This is a genomic window from Nostoc spongiaeforme FACHB-130 (assembly GCF_014698475.1).
Taxonomy (GTDB): Bacteria; Cyanobacteriota; Cyanobacteriia; order Cyanobacteriales; family Nostocaceae; genus Nostoc_B; species Nostoc_B spongiaeforme.
Genome location: NZ_JACJTB010000006.1, coordinates 78,868 through 99,190, shown reverse-complemented (window position 1 = coordinate 99,190; position 20,323 = coordinate 78,868). Strand labels below are relative to the sequence as shown.

Sequence of the window (20,323 nt, the reverse complement as noted above, 5' to 3'; positions counted from 1 at the left end):
TGCAAACATTAATGCTGACTAGCACAGTTTACGCCACACCAGGTAACTAAACAGTAAATCTCACAGAAAATTTCCCAGGCTAAGGGTTAGAGATTAAAAATGAATTGCCATCACAAATGACCAATGACTAATGACAATTGACTAAAGATTAATATCCCCAGCTAGGAACTAGCTTGATTCTGCCAGCATCCATTTCTGCCATTAATAATTCCAAAGCTTCGTAGTCTACATCCGAAATATAACCATTTTGAGTTAATTCGGAGTTAATTTCATTTTCTATCTCTGGAGTTAATTTTTTAATATCAAGAGCCTTTTCTACCAGTTGGCGAATAGCATACTTACTCGTTTTCATATTGATTAACCCATTTTAGGTAATACTAAATTATCTGGGATGTAGCTAAGTAAAAATTGTGATCTAGATTTATAAATTTAGTGATTTAGATCACATTTGTTTCGCTCACTGATTTACTTCTAGCCCTATCTTTTTTCTTCGTCAATGAGCGGATTTCATCTCATTTTCTCAGTCCACACGAACTGGCTGAAGTATCGTTAAATTAGGCTTTTCCAGCAAATTTACCAATGAGCAATTTATTTTGTGGCTGTCTATGTTGATTGTTTGAGAAGCAATATTAAAAAAAAGTATATATGAACACATTTTACCCTGTATTTATGACAATCTTTAAAGATATCCCCTTCAGTGATAAAGATTCAGCAAAGAGATGTAAGACGTATGGTCGATGTTTAAAAAAAGAGATTATGTTCAAATAAATCTCAGGTTAAAGATTTAATAACTCTAATTTAGGATGTCAATATGCAAGCAGTGCTGGAATGCCCAAAAATTGCAGTGATTCGTCCACAGGGCAAACTCAATGCCGCCAACGCATTGGAACTTGAACGAGATTTAACCACAGCATTAACGGCTAATGATGTCGCAATCTTACTTGTGGATTTGGCAGCAGTAGAGTCACTAGATAGTGCCGGCTTAATGGCGTTGGTGTCTGCGTTGAAGCTGGCGCAAAACTTGGAACGGGGCTTAAGGTTATGTTCTGTGTCTCCAGCCCTGAAAATTATCTTTGAATTAACTCAACTTGATGAAGTGTTTGAGTTTGCAGATAATGCTGAGTTGGTATCGGCTAACCCGTAAATCTAGCATATAAGTAATCTTCGTAGCAAAGGTTTGTAAAGGATGTTTTCAGTTACAAAGATAAAACTATGCTGCGACCAAATCAGTGCTAAGGTTGGAGGTGATTATCTGTAAATCATAAAAGTAGCTAGAAGATAGCACAGTGGCTGTTGCAGTTGAAAAATTAATTACACCGGATATTCTAAAACCCGCGCGTTACCTCGGTAACGAACGCCTAGCAGTACATAAGCCTTGGGAAACGGCAGTTGTCAGATGGGTATTAACTTACCCAGAAGTCTATGAAGTTGGTTCTTCCAACTTGGGGCATATCATTCTCTATAACATTTTGAATGCCCAACCACGCCAATTATGCGATCGCGCTTACCTCCCTGGTACAGACTTAGCAGCAAAGTTAAGGGAAACAAATACCCCCTTGTTTGCTGTAGAGTCTAAGCGATCGCTATTAGAATTTGACATTTTAGGTTTTAGTCTCAGTTACGAATTGGGTGCAACCAACATCTTAGAAATGTTGGATTTAGCAGGAATTCCCCTCACATGGCAAGAACGAGCCACCGGGAATTATCCCCTCATTTTTGCTGGTGGACAAACCGCCACCTCAAACCCGGAACCCTACACCGACTTTTTTGACTTCTTCGCTTTGGGTGATGGCGAAGAACTCTTACCCGAAATCGGTATGGTGTTGGAAGAAGGTAAACAAGCCAAATTGAGCCGCCGCGACTTACTCCTCGACTTGGCACAAATACCAGGGGTATACGTTCCGCAATTTTACGACATGGCAACCGATGGCTCAGTTTATCCTAACCGCCCCGATGTGCCAAAACGGATTATCAGAAGAGTTGCCACACCCATACCCGCCTATTCTATTGGCTTAGTCCCCTACGTCCAAACAGTACACGATCGCCTGACAATTGAAATTCGTCGTGGTTGCACCCGTGGCTGTCGCTTTTGTCAACCAGGAATGCTTACCCGTCCGGCGCGAGATGTGGAACCAGAAAAAGTGGTAGATGCCATTGAACAGGGAATGCGGGCGACTGGTTACAATGAATTTTCTTTACTATCTTTGAGTTGTTCCGATTATTTAGCCCTACCGGCGGTGGGGATGGAAATTAAAAATCGGTTAAAAAATGAAAACATTTCCCTGTCTTTACCAAGTCAGCGTGTAGATAGATTTGATGAGAACATTGCCAACATTCTCGGTGGTACGCGCCAAGGTGGCTTAACCTTTGCACCAGAAGCCGGAACCCAAAGAATGCGGGACATTGTGAATAAAGGTTTGACCAATGAAGAATTATTAAGAGGTGTGAAAACAGCTTGGGAACAAGGCTGGGATAAAATCAAACTCTATTTTATGATTGGCTTGCCGGGTGAGACAGATGCAGATGTTTTAGGCATTGCTGAAACAGTCCTTTGGCTACAAAGAGAATGTCGGGGAAAAGGCAGAAGACCGCTTAACTTTAACCTGACAATTTCCAACTTTACCCCCAAACCGCATACACCATTTCAATGGCACTCCGTCGCCACTGCGGAATTTGAACGCAAACAACACTTACTGCGGCAAGAATTTCGCCGGATACGGGGAGTAAAGGTCAACTTCACCGATGTCCGCATTTCGGCAATGGAAGACTTTATTGGTAGAGGCGATCGCACTTTGGGTCAAGTTGTCCGCCGCGCTTGGGAATTAGGTGCAGGTATGGATTCTTGGTATGACAGTTTAGATAAAGCTTTCACCGCTTGGGGTAATGCGATTAAAGAAGCAGGTCTAGATTGGAAATACCGCCAAGTCGAAAACGGCGAATGGAATTTGTTTCATTCACAAGACAAAGATTCCCCCAACTCCCAACTCCCGACTCCCGACTCCCTCAATACCCCCCTTCCCTGGGATCATATTGATACCGGCATCGATAAAAAATGGTTAAAAGAAGACTTGCAACGCGCCTTAGAAGCAGCAATTGTTCCTGATTGTTCCTTTGAAGGTTGTTCCCATTGCGGTGTCTGCGGCACAGACTTCGGTCATAATATTGTGATTGAGCCGCCGCCAATACCCCAATTTGCAGGTGAGTTTGTTCCGAATACTACCAAAGTCCAAAGATTGCGTGTCTGGTTTGGTAAGCAAGGTGACATGGCTTTGCTAGGTAATCTTGATTTGCTGCGTTTACTTGATCGAGTTGTGCGCCGCGCGAGTTTGCCAGTCGCTTACACAGGTGGATTTCACCCAAACCCCCGGATTATGATTGCCAGTGCTTTACCTTTAGGTGCTACTAGCAGTGGCGAAATTGTCGATTTTGAGTTAACTACACCAGTAGACACGGAAACTTTTCAGGCAAAGTTAGCCGAGGAACTGCCCAGCGATATACCTATATATTGTGTAGCAGAGATAGATTTAAAATCTCCATCGGCAAACCAAGCCTTAGCCGCAGCCGAATACTTGATTACGGTAGCAGTTGCGAATGAAGCCACAGCTGCACAATGGCAAGAATGGATTGATGTCCTCTTGGCCAAGGAAGAAATTAACCTAGAGCAAACCAATAAATCGGGTAAAACTCAAATAGTAAATCTGCGCGATCGCCTGTGGGAATTATCATTAGTAAAAATTAACAACAGTGTCGCCGAATCTACCGCTATTCTGCGTTTTCTAGGTAATTGCCGCAATGACGGTATTTCCTTGCGTCCTGAGCAAGTCCTATCTATGCTGAAAGTAGTTGCAAATCAAGAATTTCAACTTCTGCAAATTCACCGCAATCAGTTAATTTTGGGAGTATAATCCTTAAAGGGTAACTTGCTAGTAGTTACCCGGATGTAGCACATCGTGGGAATTGATTTTTAGCAAGGTTGCGTTAGAATGAGGTGAAGAGAAATTTTCTGGCGCTGCATTGAATTCACTAGTTCACTACCCCCTATACTCAGGGAGCAGAAGCAAAGATACTAGAGAGCAACTTCTAGGATTTTATCCCAGACAAGCAACAAGCGGATTAAAAACAGCCTCTCTTGATAGCAACTTGAGTGAACTAGTAACTTAAAAGCAGGCTCCGTCGGCAACTCTCACGCTATATTTTTTTAAACAACTGCTGAATGCCCAATCCCAGGTGGTGCGGGTATCGCATCAAAAATCAACCACGGACGGTTGATTTATTTACTGAAACAATATGCAGCCGTTCTGGAATAAACAGGCGTGTCAACGCAATTACTCAGTCATTAACTCTTTAACTTTGAAGCTCGGCTTCACAAATTTTATTATCAGCAGTACCTTTAGTAGCTGGCAGGGGCGAGGGATATGACCAACCGCCAGAACTACACTTGTGCTGCCAATTTTTGAGGAAATTGAATGCCAAAACAAATTATCATCGCAGAGCAGCATCAAATCGCTGCCGTATTTTCTGAAGATCAAATACAAGAACTGGTTGTAGCCACAGGCCATCACCAAATCGGTGATATCTACTTAGGTGTAGTAGAAAACGTCTTACCCGGAATTGATGCAGCTTTTGTAAATATTGGTGATCCAGAGCGCAATGGCTTTATTCATGTTACGGACTTAGGCCCATTAAGGTTAAAGCGAACAGCCGCAGCCATTACAGAATTATTAGCACCGCAACAAAAAGTGCTGGTGCAAGTAATGAAAGAGCCAACCGGAACAAAAGGGCCTCGGCTCACTGGTAACATTACTTTGCCTGGACGCTACGTAGTACTGATGCCTTACGGTCGGGGCGTGAATTTATCTCGCCGGATTAAAAGTGAAAATGAACGCAATCGCCTCCGGGCGTTAGCAATCTTAATCAAACCGGCGGGGATGGGTTTGTTGGTACGTACAGAAGCCGAAGGCAAACCCGAAGAAGCCATCATGGAAGACTTGGAATTGCTGCAAAAACAATGGGAAGCAATTCAACAAGAAGCACAATCAACTCGTGCGCCAGCCCTGTTGAATCGAGATGATGACTTTATTCAACGGGTATTGCGGGATATGTATGGTGCAGATGTCAACCGAATTGTGGTTGATTCCAGCACCGGCTTGAAGCGGGTAAAACAGTATTTGCAGAACTGGAGTGGCGGACAAACACCCCAAGGATTGTTAATTGATCATCACCGCGATCGCTCACCTATATTAGAGTATTTCCGCATCAATGCCGCGATTCGAGAAGCCCTCAAACCCAGAGTCGATTTACCTTCTGGTGGTTACATTATTATTGAACCGACAGAAGCCCTCACCGTAATTGATGTTAACTCTGGTTCTTTCACGCGATCGGCAACAGCCAGAGAAACAGTATTGTGGACAAACTGCGAAGCCGCCACAGAAATTGCTCGTCAATTGCGACTGCGGAATATTGCTGGGGTAATTGTTGTTGACTTCATTGATATGGAATCACGGCGTGACCAATTACACGTCTTGGAACATTTCAACAAAGCCCTGAAAGCAGATAAAGCCCGTCCCCAAATTGCCCAACTCACCGAACTCGGTTTAGTCGAACTGACTCGCAAGCGCCAAGGTCAAAACATTTACGAATTGTTTGGTGGTACTTGTCCAACCTGCGGTGGCTTAGGTCACATTGTCCATCTCCCCGGCGAAACCGAAACTCGCTTACCCACACCAGCAGAATTACCAGAACGTTTTGTACCTCTACCACAAAGAGAACCTCGTTTACCCGTAGCGCGGATTTCCGAACCGAGAGAAAGCTTTGATAGCTTTGGTGATAGTTTTGATAGTGATGGTGATTTAAGCGCCTTAAATTTAGTTAATCATCCCAGCTATCATGAACTGGGTGATAACAATAAACGTGGCAACCGCACCCGTCGCCGCAGAATTGGGATTAATGGCGCAAATGGAAAAGATGAGTCACGCCTAGCACCTAATTCTCTCGGTTTTGATAGTGATACTGATCTAGACCTGGATAATGAAGTTGACTTAAGCCCAACACCAGATATCCCTGCACCCACATTAGGTAAATCAGGTTGGACAGAAAGAGTCGAACGCAATAAAGTCATCAAAACAGAACCAGTCAAACCAGTGGTAGAACCACCGGAAATTAGAACTGTAGAAATGACTATAGAAGAACAAGATGTTTTTGCATTGATGGGAATCTCCCCCTTAGTGAAATTGGATAGGGAAGTGAAAAATCCCAAATCAGTGATTATTAACATTGTTCAGCCAGGACAAGGAACAAGCACATTATCACCACCGCCTGCCGAGGTGGCTATTCCTGAAACCTTCACTCAACCCATCGCCCCACCACCTGTAGAACCAGAGGCAAAATCTTTACCCGAAGAACCAATAGAGTCAGAGGGATTTGCACCCACCCCTGAAGACACGGAAGCAAATCTGACTGCTACAGGTAGCCGCCGCCGCCGTCGTCGTTCCTCGGCTGTAGAATCTGGTTCTGAAGAAAGTTAAGATGCTTTATGGTAGAGATTCAACAAACTGCTGTTAATTCCCTACCAAATTTAGGTGAACTGGAATGGCTGGAGTTTTCGTCCACTTTAGCGGGGATGTCTGGCTTAATTGTCGGCATCGATGAAGTCGGACGTGGTGCTTTATTTGGCCCTGTAGTTGCAGCAGCCGTCATTCTCCCAGCAGATGCTTTCGCCCAATTGATTGCAGCTGGAATTAAAGATAGTAAAAAGCTTTCCAGTTCTAAAAGAGCGAAATTAGCCGCACAAATTTGTGAATTAGCAACAGACTGGAGAATCGGCTTTGCTGCAACTGCGGAGATTGATCAAATAAATATTTTGCAGGCGACACTGTTAGCCATGAAACGGGCTGTACTCAAATTGAAAGTACAGCCTGTAATTTGCTTGGTTGACGGTAATCAAGCAATGAAAGATTTGCACATACCCCAACAAACAATCGTCAAAGGAGATGAGCGATCGCTTTCCATCGCAGCTGCTAGTATTGTGGCTAAAGTCTGGCGTGACGATTTAATACTGCGTTTAGCCGCAAAGTATCCCCAGTACGACTTAGCCAAGAATAAAGGATACGGTAGCCCAAAACATTTACAGGCGTTGCGAGAATACGGCGCTTCATCCCTGCATCGTAAATCTTTCAGCCCTTGCCAAATTCAGCAGTAATTTGGATAATTTGGAGTATTCATTGGTAGGTGCGATCGCGGCATTAAAAGCCATCATCAAGCTGGGATTTAATCGTATGGAAAATTTACTTATCCTTGGAGGTTCAGTTGATAAAACCTCTGTCTGTCTTGGTGTTTATGGTGAAGAATTAAATCCCGATAATATTTCAAAGCTTTTGAGTTGTCAACCAACTCAAGCTCATCATCGTGGTGCTAGACAAGATTCTAATCCTAAATATGCTCCCTACAAAAAAGGAGCTTGGCTGCTGAAATTAAAAGGCTCTGCACCCATAACAGCAGAAGAATTAATTATTGATTTGCTTTCGCGTGTATCAACAAATTCTATTCTTTGGCAAGAGCTATCAGCCATTTATGATGCTCAAGTAAGAATTGCTATCCACATGAAAGGGTGGAACAAAGGTTTTAATCTTACTGCACAAACTGTTCAGCGCATATCAGAACTAGGGGCATCAATGGTATTTGATATTTATGCTTACGGTAATGAAGAAGATATCGAATAAATACATTTAAAAAGCTATGTCTCGTCAACTAGCAATCATCATTGAGAATGAAGGTGCGATCAAATTACCCTCGAATATGGACTTAAAAAATGAAGGACTTATTTTCGGGAATAACTTGTCTGTAGCAGATATTTTACTTGAAGATATTGCACTAGAACTAGGGGTTGTTCCTCTTAGTGCATTTATTAAATATGAAGATGACGACGAAGAATTACAAAATAATCTTCGATGGTATGATCCGCAACAGGGATTAGATACTGTTGAGAAACTCTTTTCATATCTTCTTGCCCATCCTCAAGTTGATAAAAGCCCTGAAGGTATATGGTGGGTTTTGTGGGACTTGCGTGCTGTGGAGTTAATATTGCGTAAAGCTGTGGAAAGGCAAACTCGCTTTTATTTTTTAGAGTGGTAATAATTGTAGTAGCATCATAGTTTAAAACAGATGTATAAATTTTTTTGGTTAGTAGCAAATACAGAATTACTTGCTACTAACTGTATATTTATAACTGAATTTAATACTAAATAAGCACTAATCTAAATTCAAAATTGGTAAATCACCACTATTATCTTCTAGAGCTTTTTCTGCCATTTGCGATGTTACCCAATGACGATAATCTATGAGTAGCTGATGCAACAATTTTTGTTTAACAGTAACTAAAACACTCTTGAGCAAACCATTGCCAGTAGCTTCTAAAATTGGCTTTGGAGTGAGAGAAAATGGTGGAGGTAATTCTACTTGTACTTCTAAATCAGCTTTTCCTTCCAGGCGAGTACCATTGCTAGATTGATGTGGTGATAAATAACCTTTTAAATTGAGGCTAAAACGTTGGTTAATATACTCAAAACCTCGGATTTCACAACCTACTGAACGCAAATAAATTACACTATTTGATTCTGCCCAAACCCTCATATCTACAGTTGGTTGAATACTCAATGTCATAAAAGATAGAGGACGCATTTTTAGCCGAAATACTTCCTTAGAAAGCTGTTGGACACGACTGTTATCAACTAAAGCATTCACCAATCGTTGAGGCTGCCGCAAGTAATGTTGAATAGGAATAGGCTGTTGCGGTACAGCAATTTTTACCGATTGAGAAGCAGTAAATCTTGTAGGCATGATTTTGCAGACAGCAGTGATTTGATACTTTTATATGTTAATAAATTTAGGGCAATTATTATTTTAATATACTCAAATAATAAACATACATATTACTTATGTATGACCTCAGACTTTAATAATAGATTTATTAAATCACAAGATTTTTAAAATAAATTAGTAATATTTTTATAATTATAAATCAAATTGCAGTCATTTTCCAAAAATAGTTTTTTCAGTACAAAAAACAAAAAATATAAAAAATAATACCAGTATAAAAAACAAGATGATCAATGAGAGAACAAATTTCATCTCTGTGATGTGTGTCTACTCACTGCTTTCTCAATATGAGATTTAGCTGTTAGGAATTACTTCTGAAAAGAAAAAATCAAAGTTTTATGCCAATGTGCTGGGGTGGATGTAATGTTGTTCCGATACGCAATATGGTAAGTCTGCTAGTGAATGCAATTACAAACTGTATCTTTGTTCAAGATAGAACAGCAGTGTGGAGTTCAACAAAGCTAAATCAATGTTTTGTTGCTTCAAGTATGGATTCGCTGCGGTATAGTCTATTAATCTCACAATAGTTCCTGTTCCAACATTATGTCTTTATCGATTGCTCATTTAGGCCCACCAGGTACTTATGCAGAACAAGCAGCAGTTTTATATGTCAACTGGCTAACCAAAACAACGGGAATAGAAGCTACTTTATGCCCATACCCCAGCATAGCTCAGTCACTCCAAGCTGTGGCAGCAGGCAAAACACAGTTAGCGGTTGTACCAGTAGAAAATTCCATTGAAGGTAGTGTGACTATGACAATGGATGCACTTTGGCAATTGGATAGTTTGCAAATTCAATTGGCCTTAGTGATGCCTATTGTTCATAGCTTAATTTCTGGGGCTTCTGGTTTAGATAAAATTGAGAAAGTTTATTCTCATCCCCAAGCTTTAGCCCAATGTCAAAATTGGTTGGGTCAATCACTGCCAAATGTACAAATTATACCGAGTAATTCCACAACAGAAGCTCTACAATTATTAAACCAAGATTTAACAGCAGCTGCGATCGCCTCTTCTAGAGCAGCCCAACTCTACAATTTGCCCATTCTTGCCCAAGGCATTAATGACTATCCTGAAAACTGTACTCGCTTTTGGGTAGTGAGTCAACATCAAGCCCAGTTTGAATATCACATCAATAATCTAAATCCTACTCATAGCTCTCTAGCTTTTAGCTTGCCTGCAAATATGCCTGGAGCCTTAATCAAACCTCTGCAAGTATTTGCTGAACTAGGAATTAATCTCAGCAGAATTGAATCTCGTCCTACCAAGCGTTCTTTAGGAGAATATGTATTTTTTCTTGATATAGAAACAGATATTCAACAACCAAAAATGCAATCTGCTCTAGCCGATTTAATAGAATATCTAGAAATATTAAAAATTTTTGGTAGTTATGGTGTACTATCAGTTAACACTTTAGAATCGTAATTAAATCAATTGCTAACTCACTCAATGCTTGATAGTATTTATTTCCACAAGTTATTTTTATAGACAGAATTTAGGGGTCAGAAATTAAATTACATATCACTTACTCTTAATCGATGGTATTAGCGACTACTCTTGCATAAACATAAAATCACGAAACTGCAAGGTAGAACGCTAATAAGACTCATCTTCTAGTTAATTTAGCTTATGACTTCTGATTGAAAGTATCTTTCAACACTGAGCGAGCTGCTAAATGATTACGGGTAGAAGTTAAGATTTCTGCCTCTCGTTCTAAACGAGCAGCCGTATCTTGCATTTCTAACAATGATTGTTGTTCAGATGCAACACCATAAAGGTTACTAGCTACCCAGTAAGATAGCTCTATTGGCAAGTCTGGTAATTCTTCTGGTAGTTCAATGTTTTGTTCTGTTAACTTAGCCGAGAGGCGTACTACATCTTTGAGCAGTTGTTCAACTTCGGCTCCCAAAGGACGCAAATCTTTGCTAGGTGGTTCATCTTCTATCCATTGCACCAAGCCCACGCGATAAGGTTTTTCTCGCACATATTCTAAGACACGAAACCGTTGCTGTCCAAGAGTCAGCATCTTCATGCGGTCGTCTGGTAGGCGCTGGTAATGGATAATTTCTGCACAACAGCCCACATTGGCAATTGTACCTTTTACTGGATCGACCATTACTACACCGAACCTGCGATCGCTCTCCAAAATCGTGTTCATCATGATTCGGTAGCGAAATTCAAAGATATGTAATGGTAATGGTCTTGTAGGAAAAAGAACTACTTCGGGTAACGGGAACAGAGGTAGTTCACGAACAGCAATTCTAGATGAAGATGTCATTGTTACCTTAGAATAAATTTAATTTTAAAAATTTATTGTTCTCTGCTTTCCCGTACTTTATTTACATTCTATCACTAAATAAAAAGCCCTGAGATCAATTTTCTCAGGGCTGGTTAAGTATTCACACTATAGTCCTTGGTAAAGAATTTAGAAACCAAGAGCTATAATTCAGTATGTAGACGCATACTGCTAAGGTTGAATTATGTAGCAAAGCCTGACACAAAAACTAGACTATTAGCTTACCGCAGAATATTCTGTATGAGTGGTGAATAAATTAACTGGGTTTAATAATGCGTTAGTTAGTTTTGATTCCTGAATTCTAACTGCTGAATTCTTCTGAACTACAGTTTGACTTCAATATCAACACCAGATGGCAGATCCAACTTCATTAAAGCATCAATAGTTTTAGAGGAAGGCTGGTAGATGTCAATAATTCTGCGGTGGGTACGGGTTTCAAAATGTTCCCGTGAATCTTTATCTACGTGAGGAGAACGCAGTACGCAATAGATTTTCCGTTTTGTAGGTAAGGGAATTGGGCCTATGGCTGTTGCGTTAGTCCGGTTAGCTGTATCTACAATCTTCTCGCAAGATGTATCCAACAATCGACGGTCAAAAGCTTTTAAACGAATTCTAATTTTCTGCTGTTGTAGAGTTGCCATCTTTAATTTTCCAGGTTCTGATTTATTAGGGGAGTGGGGAGTGGGGAGTGGGGAGTGGGGAGTAGTTTGTTTATCCTACTCCCTATTCTCTACTCCCCATTCCCGCAATTAAGTTCAGATAAAAGAGCAGAGAGGCATCTTACCATCTCTGCTCTTCATTATTTAGAGTAAAAGGGTACTACTTGACGATTTTGGAGACGACACCAGCACCAATGGTGCGGCCACCTTCACGAATCGCAAAACGCATACCTTGCTCAATTGCGATCGCGTTGATCAATTCTACAGTCACTTTGATGCGATCGCCAGGCATTACCATTTCTACGTCTTTGCCGTCATCAGAGGTAAAAGCTTTAATGGTGCCGGTTACATCTGTTGTCCGCACGTAGAACTGAGGACGGTAGCCAGCGAAGAATGGTGTTTTCCGACCACCTTCTTTTTCAGTTAGTACGTAGACTTCACCTTCAAACTGGGTGTGAGGAGTGATAGAACCGGGTTTAGCAATTACCATACCCCGTTCAATATCTTCTTTTTTCAGACCACGAAGCAGTACACCAGCGTTGTCCCCTGCCAAGCCTTCATCAAGGCTCTTCTTGAACATTTCAATCCCGGTGACGGTGGTGGTACGAGTGTCTTTCAGACCCACTAGTTCTACGTTATCGTTCACCTTAACTTTGCCGCGTTCGATACGTCCGGTAGCCACCGTACCACGACCTGTGATGGTGAATACGTCTTCTACCGCCATTAAGAAGGGTTTGTCAATGTCGCGCTCTGGATTAGGGATGTAAGAATCTACCGCATCCATCAATTCGTAAATTTTATCGACCCAAGGATCTTCACCTCGTTGGGTTTTGGGGGCAGAGGTCATTTTTTCCAGAGCTTTCAGGCCGGAACCTTTAACCACAGGAATATTATCACCATCAAAATCATAGCTGGTGAGTAGTTCCCGGACTTCTAGTTCGACCAACTCTAGCAATTCTTCGTCGTCTACCATGTCTTCTTTGTTCAAAAAGACAACTAGTTTAGGAACCCCTACCTGACGAGCTAACAGAATGTGTTCACGAGTTTGAGGCATAGGGCCATCGGTAGCAGCTACTACAAGAATAGCGCCGTCCATTTGTGCTGCACCAGTGATCATGTTTTTCACATAGTCAGCGTGTCCAGGACAGTCTACGTGAGCATAGTGACGATTTGCGGTCTCATACTCAACGTGAGCAGTGTTAATTGTAATACCCCGTGCTTTCTCTTCAGGTGCGTTGTCGATTTGGTCATAACCTTTAGCTTCGGCTTGACCGAGAGCAGCTAAGGTCATGGTAATAGCTGCTGTTAAAGTAGTTTTACCGTGGTCAACGTGGCCAACAGTACCGATGTTAACGTGGGGTTTATTTCTTTCAAACTTTGCGCGTGCCATGAATGCTCGTTTCCTTTTCTAATTAAGCGTTCCCTTTGCTTTTTGCAATGATAGTTTCAGCCACGCTACGAGGCACTTCCTCATAGTGGCTAAACTCCATCGTAAAAATACCTCGACCTTGGGTCTTCGACCGGATGTCGGTGGCGTAACCAAACATGGTCGCCAGTGGAACCTTGGATGCCACTTTAGCGAGTCCCTGTTCAGTACTTTGGCTTTCAATCTGCCCTCGGCGGGAGATGAGGTCACCAATGACGTTCCCAATATAGTCTTCAGGAACTTCCACCTCAACTTTCATCATAGGCTCTAATAGTACTGGTGAAGCTTTAAGCACAGCTTCTTTCAGTGCCATTGAGCCAGCAATTTTAAAAGCCATTTCCGAGGAGTCTACGTCGTGGTAAGAACCATGAACTAGCGTCGCTTTCACGTCAATCAGTGGATATCCAGCTAAAATCCCTGATTCACAGCTTTCTTTCATTCCTTGCTCGGCGGGGCCAATGTACTCTTTAGGTACTACACCACCGACAATTTTAGAGACGAATTCAAAGCCGCTACCAGGTTCTCCTGGCTCCAAATTGATCACAACGTGACCATATTGACCTTTACCACCACTTTGACGAATGAATTTGCCTTCCACATTGCTAACTGCTTTACGAATCGTTTCGCGGTAAGCTACTTGTGGCGCACCCACGTTTGCTTCCACCTTGAATTCGCGTAACATCCGATCCACCAGAATTTCTAGGTGGAGTTCTCCCATCCCTGCAATTACAGTTTGGTTTGTTTCTGGGTCAACATTAACGCGGAAGGTTGGGTCTTCTTCAGACAGAGATTGCAGAGCCTTGGATAGCTTATCCATGTCGTTCTTGGTTTTGGGCTCAACCGCTACCGAGATTACAGGCTCTGGAATAAATAGGGATTCCAGAATTACTGGTGCGCCTTCATCAGTGATAGTATCACCTGTCAAAGTATCTTTTAATCCTAATGCAGCACCTAGATCACCTGCTCGTAGTTCTTCTACGTCTTGGCGATCATCTGCCTTCATTAGAACTAAGCGGGAAATCCGTTCTTTCTTGTTTTTGGTAGCATTTAATACATAACTACCTTTCTTCAGAACACCGGAATAAACGCGAACAAAGGTTAGGCGACCATAAGGGTCAGCCATGATCTTAAATGCCAAAGCTGCTAGAGGTTCGTTGTCATCTGCCCGACGCTCAACTGTATCACCATTTGCAAGTGTTCCTTGAATGGGAGGTACTTCTGTTGGTGCGGGTAGATAATCTACAACTGCGTCCAGCATTAACTGTACGCCTTTGTTTTTAAAGGCTGAACCACAAAGTACAGGCACGATTGTGCCATCAATTGTCCCTTTCCGCAGGGCTGCCCGAATTTCTTCTTCTGTCAGTGCTTCGCCATCAAAGTACTTAGTCATCAAAGCGTCATCAGTTTCTGCGACGGCTTCGACTAATTTGGTGTAGTACTCTTCGGCCTTGTCTTGCATATCATCCGGGATATCTGTTTCTTGGATATCCGTTCCTTGGTCGTTATTGTAAATGTATGCACGCTTCCGCACCAAGTCGACAATGCCTTTGAAGTCGTTTTCGCTACCAATGGGCAGTTGAATTGCAATGGCATTTGCCCGCAGGCGATCGCGCATTTGTTCGTGAACTCTATAGAAGTTCGCGCCTGTGCGATCCATTTTATTAATAAAGGCAATCCGAGGTACTGCGTAACGGTCTGCTTGCCGCCACACCGTCTCTGATTGGGGTTGAACACCACCCACAGAACAAAATACTGCTATTACTCCATCTAATACCCGCATGGAGCGTTCTACTTCAATTGTGAAGTCTACGTGGCCTGGAGTATCGATAATGTTAATTTGATAATCTTTCCAACTGGTACTGATCGCCGCTGCGGTGATAGTAATTCCCCGTTCCCGCTCTTGCTCCATCCAGTCGGTTACAGCAGTTCCTTCGTGAACTTCACCAATTTTATGAATTATCCCAGAGTAAAATAATATTCTCTCTGTTGTTGTTGTTTTGCCCGCATCTATGTGCGCCGCAATACCGATATTGCGTACTTTCTCTAGCGGGTTTGTACGTGCCACAGTAGCCTCCTATAGTTTTTGCCTCATGATATCTTGTATATTACTCTTTGTTAAGATTCTATACTTTTACGGATTACCGTCTGGATTTTTATCAGTCGGCGATATACCGCTTATTGAAGCAAGATATATCGCTGTGCTGCTTAATAACGATAGTGTGCAAAGGCTTTGTTAGCTTCAGCCATCCGGTGCGTTTCTTCACGCTTACGGATTGCATTACCTGTTTCGTTGGCTGCATCCATTAACTCATTAGCTAATTTGCCAGCCATTGTGCGCCCTGGTCTGGAGCGAGAAAATTGTACTAACCAACGCAGTGCTAGGGTAGTACCACGTTCTGAACGTACTTCCATTGGTACTTGGTAGGTTGCACCACCCACACGACGAGCTTTGACTTCTACCAATGGTGTGGCGTTACGCACAGCTCTTTCAAAAGTTTCTATTGCAGCATTACCTGTGCGTTCTTCAATTGTTTTGAGTGCATCATAGACAATGCGTGCCGCTAGTGATTTTTTGCCGTGACGCATGATCCGGCGAATCATCATGCTCACCAGCCGACTATTGTAAACGGAGTCAGGCGGAACTGGCCGCCTTTGAACTACACCACGACGAGACATACTTTACCCTTACATTCGGAATTTGGCAACGAAATTATATGCTATCAGAACGCGCAGTACTGGAGTGGTGGAAGCTGCCACTCAGACTGCTGCAATTTTTTTACACATTTGCAGCGACCCTGAATTGCTGATTTGCTATCTTTGATGGGATAGACAAAGCGACAACATCACAGGCATGAATTGACAAATGAAAATGCTGCTGTCGCTTACAACAATCTTCATCAAACCTACACTTGCTCGCTGAGTGTAGGCTGGCAGTGGTAGCTTAACTAATTTAACTTTTGAGAACAGACGCTGTTATCTGTTTTCACAACTGTTTAAAGGCGATCGCTAACTTTCTATATTTTTATCGCTTCCAGACAAAGCGACTAATCGCCACTAGGCACGACTAATCGCCTCTGCCTTATTTTTTAGCGGCTTCTTTCGGGCGTTTGGTTCCATACTTGGAACGACCTTGTTTGCGGTCTTTTACGCCCGCCGTATCTAATGTGCCACGAATGATATGGTATCTTACGCCCGGTAAGTCTTTAACCCGGCCGCCACGAATCATGACTACGGAGTGTTCTTGTAAGTTGTGACCAATCCCTGGAATGTAGGCTGTTACCTCAAATCCAGATGTCAGTCTTACCCTTGCTACCTTACGGAGAGCTGAGTTAGGCTTTTTAGGTGTGGTTGTGTAGACTCTTGTACAAACACCCCGGCGTTGCGGGCATTGCTTGAGAGCTGGAGACTTGGTTTTCTGACGCGCTTTTTCGCGTTCGCTACGTATTAGTTGCTGTATGGTTGGCATGAGTCACAGCGCGTGAAGCTGCTTAGGGGTCTAAGTTTTAACAAATCCTGATTATATCTTTTTTAGTACTTTTTTGTCAAATTACTTTGACTGGTCAATAGTGATAAATTATTTGACTATTGACCATTGACTATGGACTCTTGATTAATCGCAAACGAATTGCCACAACTACAGGTGGCAACAGCTTGAGGATTGTGGAAACGAAAGCCTCCACCCATCAAATCTTCGGAATAATCTAATACTAACCCATTGAGGTATTGTAAGCTTTGATTGTCAATCAGAACTTGCAGCCCGCTAACTTCAAAAATGCGATCGCCAGCTTGGGCAACCTCCGCAAATGACATATCGTAGAATAAATCTGAGCATCCCCCTGGTTTAACAGCTAATCTCACCAATGTATGGAGTTTTTGCTTGGATTTTAATCGCTCAATTTCAATTTTAGCAGCTTGACTCAGTTGAATCATTGAATTTTTTGGGCAATTGATAGCCTGTCTAAAAAATATGGCAGAGTTAAAAAACTCAAAAAACTGGTTTTGGCTATTTCATTTTAAATGAAGAGGTTGACTTGCAAAACGCCAGTGTGAGCTTGATTCATTGCCGCGAAATTTGAATACTGAGTGATGAAAATAATCCTGATTTGTGGCGTTAAAAATGGCAGTTAAATTACATATTATATATTTCAGTGATTGTCCCTCCGTAAATTTCTGGATACTTAAGGTGAGAAATTTACGGAGTTTTATTGTTAGGACTACTAAATTAACTCATAAGGATTAATTTTCTGTCCGAGCATAATCGTCTTGATAGCGAATAATGTCATCTTCACCCAAATATTCGCCATTTTGTACCTCAATTAAAACTAAAGGAATCACTCCAGGATTTTCTAAACGGTGGGAAGTGCATTGAGGTACGTATGTGGATTGATTATTACCCAATAGTACTTCTTGGTCGCCACAAGTTACTCTGGCGGTGCCAGAAACAACAATCCAGTGTTCGCTGCGATGGTGGTGCATTTGCAAGCTGAGGCGATGTCCAGGTTTAACTTCGATGCGCTTGATTTTGTACCCACGTCCTTCTTCCAAAATAGTAAAAGAACCCCAAGGGCGCAATTCGGTTGCAGCAACACTTCGATTAGCGATCGCCGCAGGCAGTGGTAGAGTCTTAGCAGGTGCGGTTTCTTGATATTGAGCCATAGTTACCTCATTTGGAGACATAGCAAGCTGTCCTTTCTCTTAACCATTGATGGAAAAATCTGGCGCAATCTTGCAACCGTGAAAACCAGTAATTCAATTACACCTTGCTAACCATAACAAAATCAAACTTTGGGGTGTAAAGAGTCACGACTAAAACTATCGTGAATACATAAACTCTTTACCTATAGTCAACGTAGCTTATTCTAATCTTTAACAAATTAGTTTGAGAGGTTAGAGGCTAGTACAACAAGGCAAAAGTCAAAAGTCAAAAGTCAAAAGAAAGAATATTCATACCACAAGCCTTTTAGCAATTTCTTATGGTCTGTTTATTTCCACCAACCTGTACTAGCTCCTAGCCCCTAATTATCTTTGTTGCCAAAAAATACCAATACCATTATGTACACGAGCCGCAGTATTGGGAGAACGGTCGAGTAATTGTCCGCTTAAGTACAAACTAGTTGAACTGCCACCATCTAAATTTAAAGCATTCACACAACCCAATTGTTTCATTAATTGAGCGTGTTCTGCGAGTGTCGGCCCGGCTCCACCAGCGCGGTTATGTACAGCAGCAATCATCAGTGTACCTGTAGCTTTGGTGCAAATTCCACTCCGAATGGCTTTTTCGGCAATAAAAGCATTGCTGAATTTTTCAGCTTTTGCATCTAGAACAATTTGACCGTTTTGAATTAATAACGGCCCGGCTCCGATAATGTTGGGGTAACGGCTAAAATCAACAGGGGCGGTGTTACTAACCAAAGTTACCTTTGTACCTATGGGTAATTGAGTGGCGGTAGTTGCAGAGGTTCCCCGTAAAGTTAACAAGTAACCATCTTGGGGAATAGGAATAGGAGTTTGACCAGCTTTTCCGCCTGATAGCTGACTGCTAACTTCATTGTTTTGAACTACGAAGATGCTTTCATTGTCTGTGAGGGGAGTGTAAGTTTGTCCCCAGCTAGGGGTATAACGAGCAGCACCGCTTTGAACGTAACCACTATTGAGAAATAAAATCGGTAAGCGGAAATTATTAGGAGCAATTAAAGTTTCTTGTAATGTTAAGCGACCTAAATAAAATTGCCCAGAATTATTCCAAGCGATCGCACCTCTATTTAAAATCGGCCCGGATAACCACTGATTATCTCGACGAATCGCGCCCAGAGGCAATTTATTATTGCGGTTAAAATAGCCACCATTAATTGCTGCTAAAGCTAAGTATTTTTGCGCTGTTTGAATTAAGGGTGCTGTGCCAACTAAAGTTTCTGGAGTTGTCCAAATTGGTTTTAAAGTCAGGTTACGGGGGTTAGCTTCCAACCACACTACCGGAAAACGTTCTTTCCCTAAATTAATAAATTGCTGTCGCCAGCGTAACCCATCCGCCCAAGCAATATTGCGCTCAACCATTGCATCAGGGCGAATCTCGATAATCAGGCGATTTGGGTTATTTACTGTAGTGATACGCGGCGCTGAACCAAAAGGAACACTCAGACTAATAATTGTTTGGTTATTCACCACCTCTATTTTTTGAAGCAAGCTATCAGGGTTTGGTTGTGGTGGTGGTAATTGTTTAATCAGATTTGGTAGAGATGGCGGTGGTGCTATGGGGGTGTAACGTTGAATTAAAGCTGGATCAGTTAAAGCATCCAGGGTAATGCGCCATTCTCGATTCGGTATGGTTGTGGGTTGAGGTGCGATCGCATCTGGATCATCTGCTACTGGTGTTTGAGTTGGTTTAATGGGTAATCCTTGTCTGACTATCCATGGTGTGGGAATGTCTAAATCAACCACAACGCGGTTTTCACGGATAGTAGAAGTACCAGGAGGATTGAGAGCCTCATGACCAATAATTAGATTTTTGATTTGCGCTTGGGGAGTGACAATTACCAAAGTGTTACCATTGACTTGTACCTGCCAATTTGCTTTTTGGGCAAACTCAGTGATATCCACATAGCGGTATCCGGCTTGGAGGAGAGTTACTAAGGTCTGTGGGATTGAAGAAAACCACTGAATTGGTTGTTGGCTGGGATTATTGCTATTTAAAAAATCAACTCCCATCGCCTGGCGAAATAAACCATCACTGAGATAAATAACTTGCTGATCAACTACCCCTAATCTGACCATCCAAGCACCGGGGATGGTGCGACCATTGAGGGAAATTTGATTACCAGCAGATTGGGCTTGTCGTCGCAACTGTCCCGGTTGTGGATTGATTGGAGGCTGTTGAGCGATCGCCATCCAGCTAGGAGATACACTAAGTATTGTGGCAATTATAGGTGATGCAATTAAGCACAAGACTTGATGTTTGGCAGGCTTAGTCACAGCATTATGATATTTTTGACGATACCAATTTGGCATTTTTAACATATTTGATCCAGTACTTTTGCAAGTTATCACTTCCAAGATGGGAAAGCTAATTGTGAC

General features: G+C 42.1%; 18 protein-coding genes. 7 read left to right on the top strand and 11 right to left on the bottom strand.

All coding sequences use genetic code 11. The features are described from left to right. Positions 1-148 precede the first annotated feature (148 nt). Complete coding sequence (locus H6G74_RS07815; protein ID WP_190967135.1) at positions 149-352, bottom strand: hypothetical protein; 204 nt, start codon at positions 350-352, stop codon at positions 149-151. Between the two features lie 459 nt (positions 353-811). On the opposite strand from H6G74_RS07815, the gene H6G74_RS07810 reads away from it, so the two are divergent. From H6G74_RS07810 to H6G74_RS07785, 6 genes are all read left to right on the top strand, one after another. Next, on the top strand, positions 812-1,144 hold the full coding sequence (locus H6G74_RS07810) for an STAS domain-containing protein (protein WP_190967134.1): 333 nt from the start codon (positions 812-814) through the stop codon (positions 1,142-1,144). A 142-nt stretch (positions 1,145-1,286) separates the two neighbouring features. After that, the gene (locus H6G74_RS07805) at positions 1,287-3,905 is read left to right on the top strand and encodes a TIGR03960 family B12-binding radical SAM protein (protein ID WP_190967133.1); all 2,619 of its coding nucleotides are present in this window, start codon (positions 1,287-1,289) and stop codon (positions 3,903-3,905) included. 561 nt (positions 3,906-4,466) lie between these two features. Continuing rightward, positions 4,467-6,524, top strand: coding sequence for an Rne/Rng family ribonuclease (locus H6G74_RS07800; RefSeq protein ID WP_190967132.1), 2,058 nt, complete (start codon positions 4,467-4,469; stop codon positions 6,522-6,524). An 8-nt stretch (positions 6,525-6,532) separates the two neighbouring features. Beyond that, on the top strand, positions 6,533-7,198 hold the full coding sequence (locus tag H6G74_RS07795) for a ribonuclease HII (protein WP_190967131.1): 666 nt from the start codon (positions 6,533-6,535) through the stop codon (positions 7,196-7,198). Position 7,199: 1 nt separating this feature from the next. Further along, positions 7,200-7,718 carry a DUF4279 domain-containing protein gene (locus H6G74_RS07790; RefSeq protein ID WP_190967130.1) on the top strand — a complete coding sequence of 173 codons (519 nt, stop codon included), beginning with the start codon at positions 7,200-7,202 and terminating at the stop codon, positions 7,716-7,718. Between the two features lie 16 nt (positions 7,719-7,734). Then, entirely contained in the window at positions 7,735-8,130 is a 396-nt protein-coding gene (locus H6G74_RS07785; protein ID WP_190967129.1) for a hypothetical protein, read from the top strand. Between the two features lie 117 nt (positions 8,131-8,247). Here H6G74_RS07785 and H6G74_RS07780 read toward each other — a convergent pair whose 3' ends face one another. After that, positions 8,248-8,835, bottom strand: a complete 588-nt coding sequence (locus H6G74_RS07780) for a DUF1997 domain-containing protein (RefSeq protein WP_190967128.1) — start codon at positions 8,833-8,835, stop codon at positions 8,248-8,250. Between the two features lie 582 nt (positions 8,836-9,417). Between H6G74_RS07780 and pheA the strand changes: the two genes are divergently transcribed. After that, positions 9,418-10,296, top strand: a complete 879-nt coding sequence (pheA, locus tag H6G74_RS07775; RefSeq protein WP_190967127.1) for a prephenate dehydratase — start codon at positions 9,418-9,420, stop codon at positions 10,294-10,296. Positions 10,297-10,498: 202 nt separating this feature from the next. On the opposite strand, the gene H6G74_RS07770 is transcribed toward pheA, so the two are convergent. The 9 genes from H6G74_RS07770 to H6G74_RS07730 all read right to left on the bottom strand — a co-directional run bounded on the left by H6G74_RS07770 (position 10,499) and on the right by H6G74_RS07730 (position 20,266). Then, positions 10,499-11,149 carry an LON peptidase substrate-binding domain-containing protein gene (locus H6G74_RS07770; protein WP_190967126.1) on the bottom strand — a complete coding sequence of 217 codons (651 nt, stop codon included), beginning with the start codon at positions 11,147-11,149 and terminating at the stop codon, positions 10,499-10,501. A gap of 341 nt (positions 11,150-11,490) precedes the next feature. Further along, positions 11,491-11,808, bottom strand: coding sequence for a 30S ribosomal protein S10 (rpsJ, locus tag H6G74_RS07765; RefSeq protein WP_015113498.1), 318 nt, complete (start codon positions 11,806-11,808; stop codon positions 11,491-11,493). A 178-nt stretch (positions 11,809-11,986) separates the two neighbouring features. Then, complete coding sequence (tuf, locus tag H6G74_RS07760) at positions 11,987-13,216, bottom strand: elongation factor Tu (protein ID WP_190967125.1); 1,230 nt, start codon at positions 13,214-13,216, stop codon at positions 11,987-11,989. A 22-nt stretch (positions 13,217-13,238) separates the two neighbouring features. Further along, positions 13,239-15,317, bottom strand: coding sequence for an elongation factor G (gene fusA, locus H6G74_RS07755; protein ID WP_190967124.1), 2,079 nt, complete (start codon positions 15,315-15,317; stop codon positions 13,239-13,241). 140 nt (positions 15,318-15,457) lie between these two features. Further along, positions 15,458-15,928 (bottom strand): 30S ribosomal protein S7, encoded by a 471-nt coding sequence (rpsG, locus tag H6G74_RS07750; RefSeq protein ID WP_062297068.1) that lies wholly within the window; start codon positions 15,926-15,928, stop codon positions 15,458-15,460. A 403-nt stretch (positions 15,929-16,331) separates the two neighbouring features. Next, a complete protein-coding gene (rpsL, locus tag H6G74_RS07745) occupies positions 16,332-16,718 on the bottom strand; it encodes a 30S ribosomal protein S12 (protein ID WP_062297066.1) in 387 nt (128 codons plus the stop codon). 116 nt (positions 16,719-16,834) lie between these two features. Continuing rightward, on the bottom strand, positions 16,835-17,182 hold the full coding sequence (locus H6G74_RS07740; RefSeq protein ID WP_190967123.1) for a HesB/IscA family protein: 348 nt from the start codon (positions 17,180-17,182) through the stop codon (positions 16,835-16,837). Positions 17,183-17,488: 306 nt separating this feature from the next. Then, positions 17,489-17,908 carry a phosphomannose isomerase type II C-terminal cupin domain gene (locus tag H6G74_RS07735; protein WP_062297062.1) on the bottom strand — a complete coding sequence of 140 codons (420 nt, stop codon included), beginning with the start codon at positions 17,906-17,908 and terminating at the stop codon, positions 17,489-17,491. A gap of 363 nt (positions 17,909-18,271) precedes the next feature. Further along, complete coding sequence (locus tag H6G74_RS07730; RefSeq protein WP_190967122.1) at positions 18,272-20,266, bottom strand: phosphodiester glycosidase family protein; 1,995 nt, start codon at positions 20,264-20,266, stop codon at positions 18,272-18,274. Positions 20,267-20,323: the final 57 nt, after the last annotated feature.

Coding starts and splice junctions, on each gene's coding strand:
- rpsG (WP_062297068.1), bottom strand. CDS start 15,928: ATGTCTCGTCGTGGTGTAGTTCAAAGGCGGCCAGTTCCGCCTGACTCC.
- H6G74_RS07795 (WP_190967131.1), top strand. CDS start 6,533: ATGGTAGAGATTCAACAAACTGCTGTTAATTCCCTACCAAATTTAGGT.
- H6G74_RS07810 (WP_190967134.1), top strand. CDS start 812: ATGCAAGCAGTGCTGGAATGCCCAAAAATTGCAGTGATTCGTCCACAG.
- rpsL (WP_062297066.1), bottom strand. CDS start 16,718: ATGCCAACCATACAGCAACTAATACGTAGCGAACGCGAAAAAGCGCGT.
- tuf (WP_190967125.1), bottom strand. CDS start 13,216: ATGGCACGCGCAAAGTTTGAAAGAAATAAACCCCACGTTAACATCGGT.
- H6G74_RS07770 (WP_190967126.1), bottom strand. CDS start 11,149: ATGACATCTTCATCTAGAATTGCTGTTCGTGAACTACCTCTGTTCCCG.
- H6G74_RS07815 (WP_190967135.1), bottom strand. CDS start 352: ATGAAAACGAGTAAGTATGCTATTCGCCAACTGGTAGAAAAGGCTCTT.
- pheA (WP_190967127.1), top strand. CDS start 9,418: ATGTCTTTATCGATTGCTCATTTAGGCCCACCAGGTACTTATGCAGAA.
- H6G74_RS07800 (WP_190967132.1), top strand. CDS start 4,467: ATGCCAAAACAAATTATCATCGCAGAGCAGCATCAAATCGCTGCCGTA.
- H6G74_RS07780 (WP_190967128.1), bottom strand. CDS start 8,835: ATGCCTACAAGATTTACTGCTTCTCAATCGGTAAAAATTGCTGTACCG.
- H6G74_RS07740 (WP_190967123.1), bottom strand. CDS start 17,182: ATGATTCAACTGAGTCAAGCTGCTAAAATTGAAATTGAGCGATTAAAA.
- H6G74_RS07730 (WP_190967122.1), bottom strand. CDS start 20,266: ATGTTAAAAATGCCAAATTGGTATCGTCAAAAATATCATAATGCTGTG.
- H6G74_RS07785 (WP_190967129.1), top strand. CDS start 7,735: ATGTCTCGTCAACTAGCAATCATCATTGAGAATGAAGGTGCGATCAAA.
- rpsJ (WP_015113498.1), bottom strand. CDS start 11,808: ATGGCAACTCTACAACAGCAGAAAATTAGAATTCGTTTAAAAGCTTTT.
- H6G74_RS07735 (WP_062297062.1), bottom strand. CDS start 17,908: ATGGCTCAATATCAAGAAACCGCACCTGCTAAGACTCTACCACTGCCT.